This window comes from Trinickia sp. (genome assembly GCF_051954495.1).
Taxonomy (GTDB): Bacteria; Pseudomonadota; Gammaproteobacteria; order Burkholderiales; family Burkholderiaceae; genus Trinickia.
This window is the reverse complement of the sequence record NZ_JBQCHR010000159.1, coordinates 1-17,014: the sequence shown is the minus strand read 5'-3', so window position 1 is coordinate 17,014 and position 17,014 is coordinate 1. Positions and strand designations below refer to the sequence as shown.

The window sequence follows — 17,014 nt, the reverse complement described above, 5'->3', positions numbered from 1 at the left end:
ACGAGCGATTGGCCGCATCTCGTCGAGGAACTGCTCGCCGACATCGGTCGCCGCTACGAGCAGCCGGTCTGGCTCGTCGGTCATTCGCTCGGCGGATATCTGTCGCTGATGGCCGCGCTCAAGCACCCGCATTGGGTGCGCGGCGTGGTGATGCTCGATTCGCCCGTGGTGGCGGGCTGGCGCGCGAGCGTCCTGCGCTTCACGCAATGGACGGGGCTCGACGAACGGCTGTCGCCCGCCGCGGCCACGCGCAAGCGCCGCACGCAGTGGGCCAGCCGAGACGAAGCCTGGCGGCACTTCCACGCGAAGAGCGCGTTCGCCCGGTGGGACGAACGCGTGTTGTCCGACTACATCGAGTTCGGCATTCCGGCGGAATCGCCCGGCGGGGTGCGCACGCTAGCCTTCGACCGAGACATCGAATATCGGATCTACCGAACGCTGCCACGCACGCTCGGCGCGCGGCTCGCGCACGGCGCGCCGGTGCCCGTGGGCTTTATCGCCGGCACGCAATCGAAGGAGATCCGGCAAGTGGGGCTCGACGCGACTTCGCGCGCGGCGCGCGGACGCATCGAATGGATGGAGGGCAGCCATCTTTTCCCGATGGAGCGCCCGATCGAGACGGCACGGGCGCTGCTCGGAATGCTGCGCAGACTGCGCGAGGGGAGATAGCGGGCATGCCCGCCCAACGTTGGGGCTTCGCGCGGGCCTAAGGTATAATCCGTTTTTCCCGCGAGCATCCAGCGATGACTAAATATGTTTTCGTCACCGGCGGCGTAGTGTCGTCCCTCGGCAAGGGCATTGCCGCCGCTTCTCTCGCCGCGATCCTCGAATCGCGCGGTCTCAAAGTCACCCTCCTCAAGCTCGATCCCTACATCAACGTCGACCCCGGCACGATGAGCCCGTTTCAGCACGGCGAAGTGTTCGTGACCGAAGACGGCGCTGAAACGGATCTGGACCTCGGCCACTACGAGCGCTTCATCAGCACGAAGATGCGCAAGGCCAACAACTTCACGACAGGTCAGATCTACGAATCGGTGATCCGCAAGGAGCGCCGGGGCGACTACCTCGGCAAGACCGTGCAGGTGATTCCCCACATCACGAACGAGATCCAAGCGTTCGTGGAGCGCGGCGCGGCCTCGGCCACCTGCGGCGAACCCGATGTGGCGATCGTCGAAATCGGCGGCACGGTGGGCGATATCGAATCGCTGCCGTTCCTCGAAGCAGCGCGGCAAATGAGCCTGCGCCTCGGCCGCAACAGCGCCTGCTTCGTCCACCTCACGCTCGTGCCGTTCATCGCGACGGCCGGCGAACTGAAGACGAAGCCCACGCAGCACAGCGTGCAGAAGTTGCGCGAGATCGGCATTTCGCCGCACGTGCTGCTGTGCCGCGCCGATCGCCGCATTCCCGACGACGAGTGCGCGAAGATTTCGATGTTCTCGAACGTGCCCGAAGACGCCGTGATTTCGGTGTGGGACGTCGACAGCATCTACAAGATTCCGCAAATGCTGCACGATCAAGGGCTCGACAGCATCATCTGCGAAGAGCTCAAGCTGCAGGCAAAGCCGGCCGATTTGTCGATGTGGTCCGAGATCGTCGGCAAGCTCGAACATCCGAAGCACGAAGTCACGATCGGCATGGTCGGCAAGTACGTCGATCTGACGGAGTCGTACAAGTCGCTGATCGAAGCGCTGCGCCACGCATCGGTGCATACGTCGACGAAGGTCAACATCGAGTACATCGATTCGGAACAGATCGAAGCCGAAGGCGTCGAAAGCCTCAAGCATCTCGACGCCGTGCTCGTGCCGGGCGGCTTCGGCCGTCGCGGCACCGAGGGCAAAATCGCGGCGATCCGCTATGCGCGCGAGGCGAAGGTGCCGTATTTGGGCATCTGCCTCGGCATGCAGCTGGCCGTGATCGAATTCGCGCGCGACGTCGTCGGCTTGGAAGGGGCGAACAGCACCGAGTTCGACGTGAATACGGCGCACCGCGTCGTCGCGTTGATTACGGAGTGGTACGACCGCGAAGGCCGCGTCGAAAAGCGGACGGAAGAATCGGATCTCGGCGGTACGATGCGTCTGGGCTCGCAGCGTTGCCCGATCAAGGCCGGCACGTTGGCCGAACAGATTTACGGCAAGGACGTGAACGAGCGGCATCGCCACCGTTATGAAGTCAATAACCGCTACGTGCCGCAATTGGAAGGCGGTGGCCTTATCATCAGCGCGCGCACGCCGAGCGAAGATCTGCCGGAAATGATGGAGCTGCCGCGCAGCCTGCATCCGTGGTTCGTCGGCGTGCAGTTCCACCCTGAATTCACGTCGACGCCGCGCGACGGGCATCCGCTGTTCAAGTCGTTCGTCGAAGCGGCGCTCGCCTGTCACGAAGCGCGCAAGGAGAAGGCATGAAGCTGTGCGACTTCGAAGTCGGTCTCGATAAGCCGTTTTTTCTTATCGCGGGCACTTGCGTCGTCGAATCCGAGCAGATGACGATCGATACGGCCGGTCAGCTGAAGGAAATTTGCGCGAAGCTCGGTATTCCGTTCATCTACAAATCCTCGTACGACAAAGCCAATCGCAGTTCGGGCAAGTCGTTTCGCGGGCCTGGCATGGAAGAGGGTCTGCGCATTCTGTCCGAGGTGAAGCGTCAACTGGGCCTGCCCGTGCTGACGGACGTGCATGACGTCGAGCAAATCGCACAGGCCGCGGCTGTCGTCGACGTCCTGCAAACGCCGGCTTTCCTGTGCCGGCAGACCGATTTCATTCATGCCTGCGCGCGCTCGGGCAAGCCCGTGAACATCAAGAAGGGGCAGTTCCTCGCGCCGCACGATATGAAGAACGTGATCGACAAGGCGCGCGAGGCGGCTCGCGAAGCGGGTCTGTCGGAAGATCGCTTTCTCGCCTGCGAGCGCGGCGTCTCGTTCGGCTACAACAACCTCGTCTCCGACATGCGTTCGCTCGCCATCATGCGCGAAACGGGCGCGCCGGTCGTATTCGACGCCACGCACTCGGTGCAATTGCCGGGCGGGCAAGGTGCGAGTTCGGGCGGGCAACGCGAATTCGTCCCCGTGCTGTCGCGCGCGGCCGTCGCTGTCGGCGTGGCCGGTCTGTTCATGGAGACGCACCCCAATCCGCCGTGCGCGCTGTCCGACGGCCCCAACGCCGTTCCGCTCGCGCGGATGGGCGAGCTGCTGGAGACGCTGGTCGCGCTGGATTCCGTCGTGAAGCGCACACCGTTGATCGAGCGCGATTTCAACTGATCGCACCCGTCACGAAAGAAGAAAGAGAATTCATCGTCATTTAAGAGGAAATCATGAGTGCAATCGTAGATATCATCGGCCGTGAGATTTTGGATTCCCGAGGCAACCCGACCGTCGAATGCGATGTGCTGCTCGAATCGGGCACGATGGGCCGCGCGGCGGTGCCTTCGGGCGCGTCGACGGGCTCGCGCGAAGCCATCGAGCTGCGCGACGGCGAGGCCGGCCGCTACAACGGCAAGGGCGTGCTGAAAGCGGTCGAGCATATCAACACCGAGATTTCCGAAGCCATCATGGGCCTCGACGCATCGGAGCAGGCGTTCCTCGACAAGACGCTGCTCGAGCTCGACGGCACCGACAACAAGTCGCGCCTAGGCGCGAACGCGATGCTGGCCGTGTCGATGGCCGTCGCGAAGGCCGCCGCTGAAGAGGCCGGCCTGCCGCTGTACCGCTATTTCGGCGGTTCGGGTGCGATGCAACTGCCGGTTCCGATGATGAACATCGTCAACGGCGGTGCGCACGCGAACAACAGCCTCGACATCCAAGAATTCATGATCGTGCCGGTCAGCCAGCCGACGTTCCGCGAAGCGCTGCGTTGCGGCGCGGAAGTGTTCCACGCGCTCAAGAAGATCTTGTCCGACCGTGGCATGAGCACGGCCGTGGGCGATGAAGGCGGTTTCGCGCCGAACTTCGGCAGCAACGCCGAATGCCTCTCGGCGATCCTGCAGGCGATCGAAAAGGCCGGTTATCGCGCGGGCGAAGACGTCCTGCTCGCGCTCGACTGCGCGGCCAGCGAGTTCTATCACGACGGCAAGTACCAACTCGCGGGCGAAGGGCTGCAACTGTCGTCGGCCGAGTTTACCGACTACCTGGCCACGCTTGCCGACAAGTTCCCGATCGTTTCGATCGAAGACGGCATGCATGAAAGCGACTGGGACGGTTGGAAGCTCTTGACCGACAAGCTCGGCAAGAAAATCCAGCTCGTGGGCGACGACCTGTTCGTCACGAACACGCGCATCTTGAAGGAAGGCATCGACAAGGGCATCGCCAATTCGATCCTCATCAAGATCAACCAGATCGGCACGCTGACCGAAACCTTCGCGGCGATCGAAATGGCCAAGCGCGCCGGCTACACGGCCGTGATTTCGCATCGCTCGGGCGAGACGGAAGATTCGACGATTTCCGACATCGCCGTCGGTCTGAACGCCGGCCAAATCAAGACGGGTTCGCTTTCGCGCAGCGACCGTATCTCAAAGTACAACCAACTGCTGCGCATCGAGGAAGACCTCGGCGACATCGCCAGCTACCCGGGCAAGTCGACGTTCTACAATCTGCGTTGACGCGATCCTTTGTCATCCTCGATCGTTTTGCATGCCGCCCCGTGTCATACACGGGGCGGTTTTGAATCTGCGGCCTTTTGAATGCGCCTCGTCACTGTCGTCCTCGTCGTCCTGCTCGCGCTGATTCAGTATCCGCTTTGGTGGGGCCATGGCGGGTGGCTGCGGGTGCACGAACTGCGCGGCGCATTGGCCGCTCAGCAGCAAAAGAACAGCGACGAAAAACTGCGCAACGAGCGGATCGAGGGCGAAGTGCAGGATCTGCAAAACGGGACATCCGCCGTCGAGGAGCGCGCGCGCTACGAGATGGGGATGGTCAAGGACGGCGAGGTGTTCGTGCAGTTCGTCTCGCCGAATGCGACCGCGAGTTCGAGCGCCGCGCTCGCGCCGAGCAATACGTCGACGCGCGGCGAGGTTTCCGCGGCGCCGGTCAGCGTCGTGCCGAACCCGGTTTCACGCGAGAAGCCCCAAAAGCGTAAGAAACAGGCGGCTGAAAAAGGCAAACATGCCGCGGCCCAAAAGAAGCCTTAACCTGCGAGCCTAGGGCCGCTCGAGCGAGCAGCCGCTCGTGCCGAGCCCAAGCGCGTCACCACCACCAGCCCGGATAGTAGCCCGGGCTCGCGTATCCCACCCCCCAGCCGCTGTTCCATCCGCCGTAGTAGCCGCCGAACGTCACGGGCGCCGGGTAGTAGTACGGCGTGTAGTACTGCGCGTAGTAGCGGGCCCATGCGTTGGCGGAGACCGCTTCGTTTTGCTCGCGCAGCACTTGCTTGTCGATGTCGTCGTAGCGCTTTTTCTCGGCGTCGGTAAGCGGATGCGCGCTCTCGGCCGCGCCCGGCTGACCCGGCGCAAGCCGGCTCAAGATCGGGCCGGGCGGCGGCTCCACGACACAGCCCGACAGCACGGCGAGCGCTGCCGCGCCAATGGCCGCGCCCGCTGCGCGCCGGGTCAGGACCGCGAACGATGAAAGCGAAAGGGACGGTGCGTTCAAGGTTGGACTCCGGGTTGCGACGACGATCCGAAAAAGCGCGCGAAGCGGGCGGCCGACTCAGTGACGCTGCACGTGCGCCGGTGCGACGCCCGCCGCGACTTCGCTCGCAGCGAACAGCTGAACGATATCGACGGGATCGAATTCGTAGCGCTGATTGCAGTACTCGCAGTGAATTTCCACCTGGCCTCGCTCCTCGATAACGCTGTCGACTTCCTCGCGCCCGAGCATTTTCAGCATGGAGCCCACGCGTTCGCGCGAGCACGAGCATTCGAAGCGCGTGAGCATGGGGGCGAAATGCTGCACGTTTTCCTGCCAGAACAGGCGTCTGAACAGCGTTTGCGGTTCTTCCTTGAGCAGTTCGTCTTGCGAGAGCGTACTGCCCAGCACGCAGACGCGCTCCCACGTATCGGCGTCATGCTCGCCCGCGTGCGGGACGATGCCGCCGTCGCCGGGCAGCTTTTGCAGCAGCATGCCGACCGCGCGCTCGGTGTTCGCGGCGAGCCACAAACGCGTATCGAGCTGCTCGGAGTGATGCATGTAATGCTCGAGCACCTGCGCGATCGACTGCAGCGGGCCTTCCAGACCATTGAGCGGCACGATGCCTTGATACGGCTGCTGACCCGGCACCTTGTCTTGCGGATCGAGCGTGATCACGCAGCGGCCGTGCCCGCTCGCGTTGAGCAGCTCGGGAAACGAGAGGCGCTCGCCCAGCGTTTCGTCGAACTCGCTCGATATCTTGGCCGTCGCGCGCATCGACAGCGACGAGCTGCATTGCACGACGAGCATCTTGATCGGCCCGTCGCCGAAAATCTGCATGATCATCGTGCCGTCGAATTTCAGGTTTGCCGACAACAGGGCGCAGGCGGCCATCATTTCGCCGAGGATGTCTCGCACTGCCACGGGATATTGCCGGCGCGCGAGCACTTCCTGCCACGTGTTGCGCAGCGAAACGATCTCTCCGCGCACCGGTGCGGCGGCGAACATGAATTTTTGCAACTGGTCGTCCACGACTCTTCCTTCGATCATTGATGCCACCGGCCGGGCGGCCGGTGAAGCGGCGGGCTCTATCAGCCGATCCGCACGAGCTGCGCCTTGAATAGGTCGCGCCTTTCCACATACGACTCGGCGGCCTGTTCGAGGCCCGCGACTTCTTCGTCCGTCAGCTCGCGCACGGCGCGCGCCGGCGCCCCCAAAATGAGCGACCGGTCGGGAAACGTCTTGTTTTCCGTCACGACGCTGCCGGCGCCAACCAGACAATTGCGGCCGATGACCGCCCCATTCAAGACCACCGCCTGAATTCCCACGAGCGAACCGTCCCCGATCGTGCAGCCGTGCAGCATCGCTTGGTGTCCGACGGTGACATGGCGCCCGATCGTGAGCGGGCTGCCCATATCGGTATGAAGCACCGCGCCTTCCTGAACGTTGCTGCCGGGCCCGACCGTGATCGGTTCGTTGTCGCCGCGCAGGGCCGCGCCGAACCACACGCTCGCGTTTTCTTCGAGCATGACTTTGCCGACGATCGTGGCGGTATCGGCCACGAAGACGGTTTCGTGTATCGTCGGGGCGTGTTCTCCCAGCTTGTAAATCGGCACAATGTCTCCTTTGGACGGGCGGGGCGGGACCGGTACAATGCCGCCGCATCGGGACGCCGCCACGCGCGTGATGTCGAATCGCCTATTGTAAACGGTCCAGCCGGCCGCCGTGATGGGGCGCGGTGCGGCCGCGCGCTCCCGTCCCACGCCGCGCCCTGCGCTTCGCACTTCCATCGATGAACGAGCCTCGATCCGCCCCGATTTCCACGAACGCGCCCGCCGCCGACCTGCGCCGTTCGGCGCTGGCGATTTTGCGCGAGACCGAACCGGCCGCGAAAGCCGCCGCAACGCGCGACTTGCGCGAACGCCATGCAGCGGGAGACGCGGCATGCCTTGCCGACGAGGTCATCGCCGAGCCGCCTGGCCTGCCCGGACGCCCGGCCCGGCCCGAACTCGTCGAGCCGCGGCTGCTGCGCCATCGCGGCATGCAGACGGAAGCGGGACGCGCTGTTTTGCTGCACGCATTGGCCCATATCGAATTCAACGCGATCAACCTCGCGCTCGACGCCGTTTGGCGCTTTCCGGGCATGCCGCCGGCCTACTACGGCGACTGGCTGCGCGTCACCGCCGAGGAAGCGCACCATTTCGGGCTGCTGCAGGCGCGGTTGGCGCAGTTTGGCCACGCTTACGGCGATTTCCCCGCGCACGACGGCCTGTGGGACATGTGCGCCCGCACGCGCGACGATGTCCTGGCGCGGATGGCGCTCGTGCCGCGCACGCTGGAGGCGCGCGGCCTCGACGCATCGCCGCCGATCCGTGCGCGTCTCGTGCAGGCGGGCGACGCGGCGTCTGCCGCCATCCTCGATGTGATCTTGCGCGACGAAATCGGGCACGTGCGGATCGGCAACCGCTGGTTTCGCCACCTCTGCGAGGCACGCGCGCTCGAACCCCATGAAACGTACCTACGGCTCGCTCGGCAATATCGCGCGCCGAAGCTGCGCGGACCGTTCAATTTCGAGGCCCGGCGCGATGCCGGATTCGACGAAGACGAACTGGCGGCGCTAACGGCGGGCGCGTCCGACTCTGGTCCGGAAATCGACGAAGCCGCCGGTCGATAGCAGGCGCATGCACCGGGCTTCCGTCTCGAGGGCCGCATCTACCCGCGCATGCCCGCGAATCCGGCCAAACGAGCGAGACATCGATATAATCGAACGACCATTCGTTTTCACGGCGGCGGTTGCCGACATCTTTGTTATGAACAATCCACAATCCGATTTCTTGACCGTGCGAGGCGTGAAGCTCCATGTCCGGCGATGGGGCAGTCCCGACGCGCCGGCGCTGTTCATGCTGCACGGCTGGATGGACGTCTCGGCCTCGTTTCAATTCGTCGTGGATGCGCTCGGCGGCGATTGGCAGGTGATCGCGCCCGACGCTCGCGGCTTCGGATTGTCGGATTGGCCTGTCGCGGAGCGCGGGGGCGGGCATTACTGGTTTCACGACTATCTGGCCGACCTCGAAGCGCTGCTCGATCACTATGCGCCCGAGGGGCAGGTCAATCTCGTCGGCCACAGCATGGGGGCGAACGTGGCGTGCCTTTACGCCGGCGCACGGCCGCAGCGCGTGCGGCGCGTGGTCGATCTCGAAGGGTTCGGGCTTGCGCCGGCGCGGGCGAGCGAATCTCCGCGCCGGCTCGCGGCGTGGCTCGACGACATGCGCGAGCCCGCGAGGCTCAAGACGTACGAGACGCAGGACGACGTCGCCGCGCGCCTCGTCAAGACCAATCCGCGTCTCGCGCCCGAGCGCGCACGCTTCCTCGCGCAGCATTGGGCGAAGCGCGGCGACGACGGCCGCTACATGCTGCTGGCCGATCCGGCGCACAAGCATCACGGGCCGCTGCTTTATCGGCTCGACGAAGTCATGGCGGTGTGGTCGCGGGTGAGTGCGAAGGTGTTGCACGTGGAGGCGGTCGGCTCGCCTACGCTGTCGATGCTGGCCGGCGATATTCCCCTCGACGAATACAAAGCGCGGTTCCAAGCGTTTCCGGACTGGCGCGAAAAGCTCATCGAAGACGCCGGGCATATGGTCCATCACGATCAGCCCGAGCAAGTCGCCGCGCTGATCGAGGCGTTTTGCGCGTGAGTTCGTGAGGTTGGTGCGCGGCCGGCGCGTCGGTCGCACAGTCACCGGCGGCGGCCCTTCGCCGTTAGGCCGATCCCGCTCAGGTCGGGCGTTGCGGGTAAAATACGAAGAACACTCCAACCTGACAGCATGAACGCCGATCTCCATTGTCATTCGACCGTTTCCGACGGGCAGCTCGCACCGCGGGAAGTCGCACGCCGCGCGCATGCGGGCGGCGTCACGCTATGGGCGCTGACCGACCATGACGAGGTGGCGGGGCAAGCGCAAGCGCGCAGCGAAGCGCAGGCGCTCGGCATGCGCTATGTGAACGGCGTGGAGATTTCGGTCACGTGGGCGTCCCGTACGGTGCATATCGTCGGTCTCGGCATCGATCCGTCGAATCCGGCGCTGGTCGCGGGCCTTTTTTCGACCCGCGACGGCCGAGCAGCGCGTGCCCGGGCGATGAGCGACGCGCTCGCCGAACTCGGCATCGAGGGCGCCTACGAGGGGGCGCTCGCGTTCGTGTCGAACCCCGATCTGATTTCGCGCACGCACTTTGCACGCTTTCTCGTCGAGAAAGGTTTCGCCGCATCGACGGCCGATGTCTTCGAGCGCTATCTCGGAGAAGGCAAGCCAGGCTTCGTGCCGCACCGATGGGCGTCGCTCGAGCACGCGGTTGCCTGGATTCGCGAGGCGGGCGGCGTCGCCGTCGTCGCGCACCCGGGCCGCTACAAGTACACGCCGCTCGAATTCGATACCTTGTTCGGCCAATTCCTCGATTTGGGGGGGAAGGCGATCGAAGTGGTGACGGGCAGCCACACGCCCGATCAGTTTCGCGAATATGCCGAGGTGGCGCGCCGCTTCGGGTTCGAGGCGTCGCGCGGCTCGGATTTCCATGCGCCGGGCGAGGGCCGCACGGAACTGGGCAAGCTACCGCCGCTGCCGTCCGATCTCACGCCGGTTTGGGAGCGCTGGCTGTAGATTACTGCTGCCGCCGCGCGCGCCGGCGCACCCGCGCGTGCGCCGTGCCGTATCGCCGTCTCCTCCGGCTCACCGATCTCTCTCATGTCCCAATTCTTCAGGATTCACCCCGACAATCCGCAGCCGCGCCTCATCGCGCAGGCCATCCAGATCGTGAAGGACGGCGGCGTGATCGCGTTGCCGACCGATTCGAGCTACGCGCTTGCATGCCGGCTCGACGACAAAGACGCCGTCACGCGGTTGCGTCGCATTCGCGGCCTCGACGAGCGGCAAAATTTGTCGTTGCTCGTGCGCGATTTGTCGGAGCTGGCGACGTTCGCCATGGTCGACAATCGTCAGTTTCGGCTCATCAAGTCGGTGACCCCGGGCCCGTACGTTTTCATCCTGTTGGCCACCAAGGAAGTGCCGCGGCGCTTGTCCCATCCGTCACGCAAGACGATCGGCCTGCGTGTGCCCGACCATGCGATCACGCTCGCGTTGCTGGAAGCGCTCGGCGAGCCGCTGATCGCGACGACGCTGATCTTGCCCCCCGATGAGGAACCGCTGAACGACCCGGAGGAAATCCGTACGCGTCTCGAAAAGCAGCTCGATCTCGTCATCGACGGCGGCGCGTGTCCACGCGAGCCGTCGACCGTCGTCGACCTGACCGGCAACGACCCCGTGCTCGTGCGGGCGGGGCGCGGATCGCTCGAACCGTTCGGGCTCGCCATATCATAAGCGAGCGGGGCGCAAGGCGTGCCCGGCCGCTTGTTACAATACTTCCATGAATTCCTCCTTGATCCAGACGATCGTCGTCTACGCGCTCCCAGTGATCTTCGCGATCACGCTGCATGAGGCGGCGCACGGTTACGTCGCTCGCCTGCTGGGCGACAACACGGCCTACCTAATGGGCCGCGTGTCGTTCAATCCCATGCGCCACATCGATCCGCTCGGCACGATCGCCATTCCGCTGCTGCTCTACTTCGCGACGGGCGGCGCGTTCATGTTCGGCTACGCCAAGCCCGTGCCCGTGGCATTCAGCAATTTGCGCAATCTGCGCTGGGGCACGTTCTGGGTGGCTTTGGCCGGCCCGCTGTGCAACTTCATCCAGGCCCTGATCTGGGGCGTGTTCGGCGTCGCGCTCGCCGCCATGGGCGTCGACGAACCGTTCTTCACGCGAATGGCCGCGGCGGGCGTCGGCGTCAATCTCGTGCTCGGTGTGCTCAATCTGTTTCCGCTTCCGCCGCTCGACGGCGGACGCGTGTTGACGGCGCTGTTGCCGCCGCGGCAAGCGCTTTCGCTTTCGCGGTTCGAACCGTACGGTTTCTTCATCGTCATGGCCCTCGTCATGACGGGTATCTTGACGAAGCTGTGGCTGCGCCCGCTGGTATCGATCGGCTACGATGCCGTGACGGCCATCCTGACTCCTCTTGCATCGCTTCTCAACTGACTGACACCATGTTTCCAGACCGCATCTTCTCCGGCATGCGCCCGACCGGGTCGCTCCACCTCGGCCACTATCACGGCGTGCTCAAGAACTGGGTCCGGCTCCAGTCGGAATACCCGTGCTTCTTTTGCGTCGTCGATTGGCACGCGCTGACGACGCACTACGAGACGCCGGAAGTCATCGAAAAGAACGTCTGGGAAGTGCTGATCGATTGGCTCGCGTCCGGCATCGATCCGGCTCAGGCCACGCTGTTCATTCAGAGCCGCGTGCCCGAGCATGCGGAACTGTCGCTCTTGCTCGGCATGAGCGCGCCGCTCGGCTGGCTCGAGCGCGTGCCGACCTACAAAGAGCAAATGGAGAAGCTCAAGGACAAGGATTTGTCGACGTACGGCTTTCTCGGCTACCCCGTGTTGATGGCGGCGGACATTTTGCTGTATCGCGCCTCGCTCGTGCCCGTCGGCGAGGATCAGGTGCCGCACGTCGAAATGACGCGCGAGATCGCGCGCCGCTTCAACCATTTGTACGGTCGGGAGCCCGGTTTCGAGGAGAAGGCGCTCGAAGCGGCGAAGAAGCTCGGCGGCAAGCGCTCGAAGCTCTATCACGAACTGCGCAACGCGTACCAGCAAGAAGGCGACGATGAAGCGCTCGAGCAAGCGCGCGCGATGCTGCAGGAGTCGCAAAGCCTGTCCATGAGCGATCGCGAACGCCTTTTCGGCTATCTCGAGGGTTCGCGCAAGATCATTCTCGTCGAGCCGCAGGTGATGTTGACCAAGGCCTCGCGCATGCCGGGCCTGGACGGCCAGAAGATGTCCAAGTCGTACGGCAATACGATCGGCTTGCGCGAAGACGCCGAGACCATCACGAAGAAGGTTCGCACGATGCCGACCGATCCGGCGCGCGTGCGCCGCACGGATCCGGGCGATCCCGACAAGTGCCCGGTCTGGCAACTGCACCAGGTCTACTCCGATCAAACGACGCACGAGTGGGTTCAAAAGGGCTGCCGCTCGGCCGGAATCGGCTGTCTCGAGTGCAAGCAGCCCGTCATCGAAGGCATTTTGCGCGAGCAGCAGCCCATGCTCGAGCGCGCGCAAAAGTACATGGACGATCCGACGCTGCTGCGTGCGATCGTCGCGGACGGCTGCGACAAAGCGCGCAAGTTCGCGACCGAAACCATGCGCGACGTGCGCGAGGCCATGGGGTTGTCGTACTCGTGACCTTTCCGCGCGGCCAACACATCGGCAAGGACGCGCCGCGATGACCGGGGCGCAAGGGCGCGTCTCTCCTGATTGCGCGGGCGGCGGCGAGCCGTCGCCGTGGGTGGCGCGCTGGTCGCACCTCGTCGCGCCGGGCGGCGAAGTGCTCGACATCGCGGCGGGCAGCGGGCGCCATTCGCGGTGGTTCGCGGTGCGGGGCCATCCTGTCGTCGCGATCGACCGGGCGGAGTCGGCGCTCGCCGCGCTGTCCGGCATCGGCGGCGTGCAAACGGTATCGGCCGATCTCGAAGACGGCAGCCCTTGGCCGCTGCCCGAGGCTCGACGCTTCGCCGCCGTCGTCGTGACGAACTATCTGCATCGGCCGCTGCTGCCTCGGCTGCCGCGGCTGTTGGCGCCCGGCGGCGTCCTGCTTTACGAGACCTTCGCGCGGGGCAATGAGACGATCGGCAAGCCGTCGAATCCGGCGTTTTTGCTCACGCCCGGCGAACTGCTGTCGGCGGTGAACGGCCTTCTGACGGTCGTGGCCTATGAGCACGGCTACGCGACGAGCCCGCGGCCCGCTTTCGTCCAACGGATATGTGCGGTCATGCCCGCGCAGCCGGCTGACGCGGGGGCGAAAATAGGGGCCGCCGCGCCGCGTTACGATTTGACCGGCTAATCCGCTACAATCGCGCTTTCACGTTTGAATTCATCGCGTTTCATGGCTAACGGCACATCCAGCGGCACCCAAGGCGGCCTGCGCATTCGCGGCAGCATCCCCGCGATCGTCACACCGATGCTCGAAGACGGCGGGCTCGATCTGCCGGCATTTCGCAAGCTGATCGACTGGCACATCGACGAAGGCACCGACGCGCTCGTCGTCGTCGGAACGAGCGGCGAGTCGGCCACGCTGTCGGTCGACGAGCACGTCCTAATGATCAAGACGGCCGTCGAGCATGCGGCCGGCCGTATTCCGGTCATCGCCGGCGCGGGCGGCAATTCGACGCTCGAAGCGGTGGAGCTGACGAAGCATGCGAAGTCCGTCGGCGCCGACGCCACGCTGCAAGTCGTGCCGTACTACAACAAGCCGACGCAAGAAGGCATCTATCGCCACTTCGCGAAGATCGCCGAATCGGTGGATCTGCCGGTCATTCTCTATAACGTGCCGGGCCGTACGGTGGCCGACATGTCGAACGAGACGACGCTGCGCCTTGCGCAGGTACCGGGGATCATCGGCGTCAAGGATGCGACCGGCAACATCGATCGCGCGGCGCAGTTGATCAAGGCGGCGCCGGCCGATTTTGCGATTTTCAGCGGGGACGATCCCACCGCGATCGCGCTGATGCTGCTCGGCGGGCACGGCAATATTTCGGTGACGGCGAACGTCGCGCCGCGCGCGATGAGCGAGCTTTGCAAAGCGGCGCTCGCGGGCGACGCGAAAACGGCGCGCGAGATCCACATGAAGCTCTTGTCGCTGCACAAGAACCTGTTCACCGAATCCAATCCGATTCCGGTGAAGTGGGCGCTCGAGCAAATGGGGCGGATGAAGGGCGGCATCAGGTTGCCGCTGACGCCGCTCGACGCGCGATGCCACGAGGCGGTGCGCACGGCGCTCGTCGAAGCGGGCGTGCTCGCCTAAGCACCGGCTAGCTTTGGCGCCGTCCATCAGATCGGATTTGTTGCATTCATCGACGTCGAACCGGGCATGCGCGCCCGGCGCCGTCGCAGGCGTGTGTTGCGCATCACGAAGGACCTCATGAAACGTTCCGCTTTCTCCACTCATGCCATCCGCGCGGCGGCGCTCGTGCTCGCGATCTCCACGCTCGCGGGGTGCGATACGCTCAACGACTGGTTCGCATCCGATCGCGTCAACTACAAAGCGACGGGCTCCGCTCCGCCGCTGCAAGTGCCCAGCGATCTGACGGCCGACAAGACGCAGCCGCAGTACACGGCGCCCCCGAAGACGGCGGCGCTCGGCGGCTCTCCCGAGCGCAACATGACGGCGGCGGGCAATTCGAGCGAAGGCGTGCCGAGCGCGGCCGATCCGCTCGGCATGCATATCGAACGCGACGGCGATCGCCGTTGGCTCGTCGTCGACGGGCGCAGCCCCGACCAGCTTTGGCCGCAGCTCGAGGCGTTTTGGTCGGAGAACGGCTTCGTGCTGAAGACCGATACGCCGGCTACCGGCATCATGATCACCGATTGGGCCGAAAACCGCGCGAACATCCCCGATGACTGGTTCCGCCGCACGATCGGTCGCGTCATCGATTTCGCCTACTCGTCCGGTACGCGCGATCGCTTCCGCACGCTCGTCGAGCGCGGGAGCAACGGTACGACCGACATCTCGATCACGCACAGCGCGCTCGAAGAAGTGCTGACGGGGCACGACAAGACGTCCTCGCGCTGGGTCGAACGTCCGCGCAATCCGGTGCTCGAAGCCGTGTTCTTGTCCAAGCTCATGGAAAAATTCGGGCTGACCGAAGCGCAATCCAAGCAACTGCTCGCCGATGCGCGGCCCGCCGCGGCGCCCGCGAAGATCGATATGAGCGCCGGCGCCACCACGCTCGATCTGACGGACGGATTCGAAGTGGCGTGGCTGCGCGTGGGGCTTGCACTCGATCGCACGAACTTCACGGTCGACAATCGCGATCGCGCAAAGGGCATCTACTACGTGCGCTATGCCGACTCCACCGAAGAACTCAAGCGCGACGGCCTCTTCGGCAAGCTGTTCTACAGCGCGCCGGCCAAGCAAAAGCCGGGCAAGGAATTTCTCGTGAACGTCCATTCCGAGGGCAACGGCACGCAGGTCGCCGTCCTCGATGCGAACGGCCAGGTCGACACGTCGGCCGAGGCGCAGCGCTTGATTTCGCTGCTGCATGCGCAACTGAACTAACCGAAAGTACTTTTCTCATGCGCTTTGCCAGCCTCGGCAGCGGTAGCGAGGGCAATGCGCTCGTCGTCGAAGCGGCGAGCGGCCACACCACGACGCGTGTGCTGCTCGATTGCGGATTCTCGGCCAAAGAGCTGGAACGCCGTCTCGCTCGCCTTCAATGCGGCGTCGATGCTCTCGACGCCATTCTGATCACCCACGAGCATAGCGACCACATCGGCAGCGCCCTGACGGTCGCCCGCAAGTGGTCGCTTCCGCTTTACATGAGCTGGGGCACGGCGAAGGCGGTCGGCGCCGACAACGCCGATGTCGATTTGCACGTGCTATGGGGCGACGAGACGGCCTCGATCGGCAACCTCCAGGTGCTGCCCTATACCGTGCCTCACGACGCCCGTGAGCCGCTCCAATTCGTGTTTTGCGATGGAAACCATCGCTTAGGTGTCCTAACCGATGTCGGAACGTCGACGCCGCACATCACGACCATGTTGAGCGGCTGCGATGCGCTCGTGCTCGAATGCAATCACGATGTCCGAATGCTTGCAACGAGCCGTTATCCGCAATCGCTGAAAGCGCGCATCGGGGGCAATCACGGGCATTTGAGCAACGACGCCGCTGCTGAGATTCTGGCGGCTTTGGACAGGGCCAAGCTCACTCACGTGGTGGCCGCGCACTTGAGTCAGCAAAACAATCTTCCCGAGCTTGCGCAGGCGGCGCTGGCCGGTGTGCTGGGCGCATCCGCGCACGAGGTGAGGGTGGCGTCGCAAGAGCAAGGATTCGACTGGCTCTGTTGCGGTGCGGGGTAACAGCGTGCGATGGGATGGAACGAGCCGGCGAAACGCCTGTGGGGCTATCTCAGGGCGTTAAGGCGGTGTGTGGCCACGGGCCGACGTCTTTTACAATCGTTTCGAATAGGCAACAAAAAACCGGCTCAAGGCCGGTTTTTTGTTGCCTCGTTGCAGGCAGCAGCTTACTGGCTTGCGCCCGAAGCCGGAGCGGCGGCCGAAGCGGCAGCACCAGCGTCCGAAGCGGCCGTCGAAGCCGAAGCGGCAGCGTCGCTCGCAGCAGCTGCGCTCGAAGCAGCAGCACCAGCGTCCGAAGCGGCAGCAGCCGGAGCCGAAGCGGCGGCAGCGTCGCTAGCAGCCGGAGCGGCAGCTTGGTCGCTGCTCTTGTTGCATGCAGCCAGTGCAACAGCCGCCAACAGGGATGCTACGAGGAGGGATTTCTTCATGATCACGTCCTTTTATGGTTAAAGGTAAGCAACAGCGCGAAATAATACCGGTAATGTGCTCCAACACC

19 protein-coding genes are annotated in these 17,014 nt (G+C 64.5%); 15 read left to right on the top strand and 4 right to left on the bottom strand.

Features of this window, described 5'->3' with window-relative positions; genetic code table 11:
* The 5 genes from ACTHNR_RS21960 to ftsB form a co-directional block, all read left to right on the top strand.
* Window positions 1-669 (top strand): alpha/beta fold hydrolase (locus ACTHNR_RS21960; RefSeq protein ID WP_440550066.1); only part of this gene is annotated, 669 nt, incomplete at its 5' end.
* Window positions 670-743: 74 nt separating this feature from the next.
* Window positions 744-2,402, top strand: coding sequence for a CTP synthase (locus ACTHNR_RS21955; RefSeq protein WP_440550063.1), 1,659 nt, complete (start codon window positions 744-746; stop codon window positions 2,400-2,402).
* Window positions 2,399-3,253 (top strand): 3-deoxy-8-phosphooctulonate synthase, encoded by an 855-nt coding sequence (gene kdsA, locus ACTHNR_RS21950; protein WP_440550060.1) that lies wholly within the window; start codon window positions 2,399-2,401, stop codon window positions 3,251-3,253. Before ACTHNR_RS21955 ends, kdsA begins: the two co-directional genes overlap by 4 nt.
* A gap of 53 nt (window positions 3,254-3,306) precedes the next feature.
* Window positions 3,307-4,590, top strand: a complete 1,284-nt coding sequence (gene eno, locus ACTHNR_RS21945) for a phosphopyruvate hydratase (protein ID WP_440550057.1) — start codon at window positions 3,307-3,309, stop codon at window positions 4,588-4,590.
* A gap of 81 nt (window positions 4,591-4,671) precedes the next feature.
* Complete coding sequence (gene ftsB / locus ACTHNR_RS21940; protein ID WP_440550054.1) at window positions 4,672-5,118, top strand: cell division protein FtsB; 447 nt, start codon at window positions 4,672-4,674, stop codon at window positions 5,116-5,118.
* Window positions 5,119-5,173: 55 nt separating this feature from the next.
* Here the strand turns inward: ftsB and ACTHNR_RS21935 are convergent, their stop codons facing one another.
* The 3 genes from ACTHNR_RS21935 to ACTHNR_RS21925 are packed head-to-tail and all read right to left on the bottom strand — an operon-like array spanning window position 5,174 to window position 7,170.
* Window positions 5,174-5,578: a hypothetical protein gene (locus ACTHNR_RS21935; RefSeq protein WP_440550051.1), complete on the bottom strand. Its 405-nt coding sequence runs from the start codon at window positions 5,576-5,578 to the stop codon at window positions 5,174-5,176.
* A gap of 57 nt (window positions 5,579-5,635) precedes the next feature.
* Window positions 5,636-6,586, bottom strand: a complete 951-nt coding sequence (hslO, locus tag ACTHNR_RS21930; RefSeq protein WP_440550048.1) for an Hsp33 family molecular chaperone HslO — start codon at window positions 6,584-6,586, stop codon at window positions 5,636-5,638.
* A 59-nt stretch (window positions 6,587-6,645) separates the two neighbouring features.
* Window positions 6,646-7,170 carry a gamma carbonic anhydrase family protein gene (locus ACTHNR_RS21925; protein ID WP_440550046.1) on the bottom strand — a complete coding sequence of 175 codons (525 nt, stop codon included), beginning with the start codon at window positions 7,168-7,170 and terminating at the stop codon, window positions 6,646-6,648.
* A gap of 176 nt (window positions 7,171-7,346) precedes the next feature.
* Between ACTHNR_RS21925 and ACTHNR_RS21920 the strand changes: the two genes are divergently transcribed.
* From ACTHNR_RS21920 to ACTHNR_RS21875, 10 genes are all read left to right on the top strand, one after another.
* Window positions 7,347-8,228, top strand: coding sequence for a ferritin-like domain-containing protein (locus ACTHNR_RS21920; protein WP_440550043.1), 882 nt, complete (start codon window positions 7,347-7,349; stop codon window positions 8,226-8,228).
* Between the two features lie 136 nt (window positions 8,229-8,364).
* Window positions 8,365-9,249, top strand: coding sequence for an alpha/beta fold hydrolase (locus ACTHNR_RS21915; protein ID WP_440550041.1), 885 nt, complete (start codon window positions 8,365-8,367; stop codon window positions 9,247-9,249).
* A gap of 129 nt (window positions 9,250-9,378) precedes the next feature.
* A complete protein-coding gene (locus tag ACTHNR_RS21910) occupies window positions 9,379-10,209 on the top strand; it encodes a 3',5'-nucleoside bisphosphate phosphatase (RefSeq protein ID WP_440550038.1) in 831 nt (276 codons plus the stop codon).
* Window positions 10,210-10,293: 84 nt separating this feature from the next.
* Entirely contained in the window at window positions 10,294-10,926 is a 633-nt protein-coding gene (locus ACTHNR_RS21905; protein ID WP_440550035.1) for an L-threonylcarbamoyladenylate synthase, read from the top strand.
* Window positions 10,927-10,972: 46 nt separating this feature from the next.
* Window positions 10,973-11,638: a site-2 protease family protein gene (locus ACTHNR_RS21900; protein ID WP_440550033.1), complete on the top strand. Its 666-nt coding sequence runs from the start codon at window positions 10,973-10,975 to the stop codon at window positions 11,636-11,638.
* An 8-nt stretch (window positions 11,639-11,646) separates the two neighbouring features.
* Window positions 11,647-12,849: a tryptophan--tRNA ligase gene (locus ACTHNR_RS21895; RefSeq protein WP_440550030.1), complete on the top strand. Its 1,203-nt coding sequence runs from the start codon at window positions 11,647-11,649 to the stop codon at window positions 12,847-12,849.
* Window positions 12,850-12,889: 40 nt separating this feature from the next.
* A complete protein-coding gene (locus ACTHNR_RS21890) occupies window positions 12,890-13,507 on the top strand; it encodes a class I SAM-dependent methyltransferase (RefSeq protein WP_440550027.1) in 618 nt (205 codons plus the stop codon).
* Window positions 13,508-13,549: 42 nt separating this feature from the next.
* Window positions 13,550-14,467: a 4-hydroxy-tetrahydrodipicolinate synthase gene (gene dapA / locus ACTHNR_RS21885; RefSeq protein WP_440550024.1), complete on the top strand. Its 918-nt coding sequence runs from the start codon at window positions 13,550-13,552 to the stop codon at window positions 14,465-14,467.
* 117 nt (window positions 14,468-14,584) lie between these two features.
* Window positions 14,585-15,721, top strand: a complete 1,137-nt coding sequence (bamC, locus tag ACTHNR_RS21880; RefSeq protein WP_440550021.1) for an outer membrane protein assembly factor BamC — start codon at window positions 14,585-14,587, stop codon at window positions 15,719-15,721.
* Window positions 15,722-15,738: 17 nt separating this feature from the next.
* A complete protein-coding gene (locus ACTHNR_RS21875; protein WP_440550018.1) occupies window positions 15,739-16,521 on the top strand; it encodes an MBL fold metallo-hydrolase in 783 nt (260 codons plus the stop codon).
* A 164-nt stretch (window positions 16,522-16,685) separates the two neighbouring features.
* Here ACTHNR_RS21875 and ACTHNR_RS21870 read toward each other — a convergent pair whose 3' ends face one another.
* The gene (locus tag ACTHNR_RS21870) at window positions 16,686-16,946 is read right to left on the bottom strand and encodes a hypothetical protein (protein ID WP_440550015.1); all 261 of its coding nucleotides are present in this window, start codon (window positions 16,944-16,946) and stop codon (window positions 16,686-16,688) included.
* Window positions 16,947-17,014 lie beyond the last annotated feature (68 nt).

Bases quoted from the DNA above. Each gene is read 5' to 3' on its own strand.
- ACTHNR_RS21955 (WP_440550063.1), top strand. From the start codon at position 744: ATGACTAAATATGTTTTCGTCACCGGCGGCGTAGTGTCGTCCCTCGGC.
- kdsA (WP_440550060.1), top strand. From the start codon at position 2,399: ATGAAGCTGTGCGACTTCGAAGTCGGTCTCGATAAGCCGTTTTTTCTT.
- eno (WP_440550057.1), top strand. From the start codon at position 3,307: ATGAGTGCAATCGTAGATATCATCGGCCGTGAGATTTTGGATTCCCGA.
- ftsB (WP_440550054.1), top strand. From the start codon at position 4,672: ATGCGCCTCGTCACTGTCGTCCTCGTCGTCCTGCTCGCGCTGATTCAG.
- ACTHNR_RS21920 (WP_440550043.1), top strand. From the start codon at position 7,347: ATGAACGAGCCTCGATCCGCCCCGATTTCCACGAACGCGCCCGCCGCC.
- ACTHNR_RS21915 (WP_440550041.1), top strand. From the start codon at position 8,365: ATGAACAATCCACAATCCGATTTCTTGACCGTGCGAGGCGTGAAGCTC.
- ACTHNR_RS21910 (WP_440550038.1), top strand. From the start codon at position 9,379: ATGAACGCCGATCTCCATTGTCATTCGACCGTTTCCGACGGGCAGCTC.
- ACTHNR_RS21905 (WP_440550035.1), top strand. From the start codon at position 10,294: ATGTCCCAATTCTTCAGGATTCACCCCGACAATCCGCAGCCGCGCCTC.
- ACTHNR_RS21900 (WP_440550033.1), top strand. From the start codon at position 10,973: ATGAATTCCTCCTTGATCCAGACGATCGTCGTCTACGCGCTCCCAGTG.
- ACTHNR_RS21895 (WP_440550030.1), top strand. From the start codon at position 11,647: ATGTTTCCAGACCGCATCTTCTCCGGCATGCGCCCGACCGGGTCGCTC.
- ACTHNR_RS21890 (WP_440550027.1), top strand. From the start codon at position 12,890: ATGACCGGGGCGCAAGGGCGCGTCTCTCCTGATTGCGCGGGCGGCGGC.
- dapA (WP_440550024.1), top strand. From the start codon at position 13,550: ATGGCTAACGGCACATCCAGCGGCACCCAAGGCGGCCTGCGCATTCGC.
- bamC (WP_440550021.1), top strand. From the start codon at position 14,585: ATGAAACGTTCCGCTTTCTCCACTCATGCCATCCGCGCGGCGGCGCTC.
- ACTHNR_RS21875 (WP_440550018.1), top strand. From the start codon at position 15,739: ATGCGCTTTGCCAGCCTCGGCAGCGGTAGCGAGGGCAATGCGCTCGTC.
- ACTHNR_RS21870 (WP_440550015.1), bottom strand. From the start codon at position 16,946: ATGAAGAAATCCCTCCTCGTAGCATCCCTGTTGGCGGCTGTTGCACTG.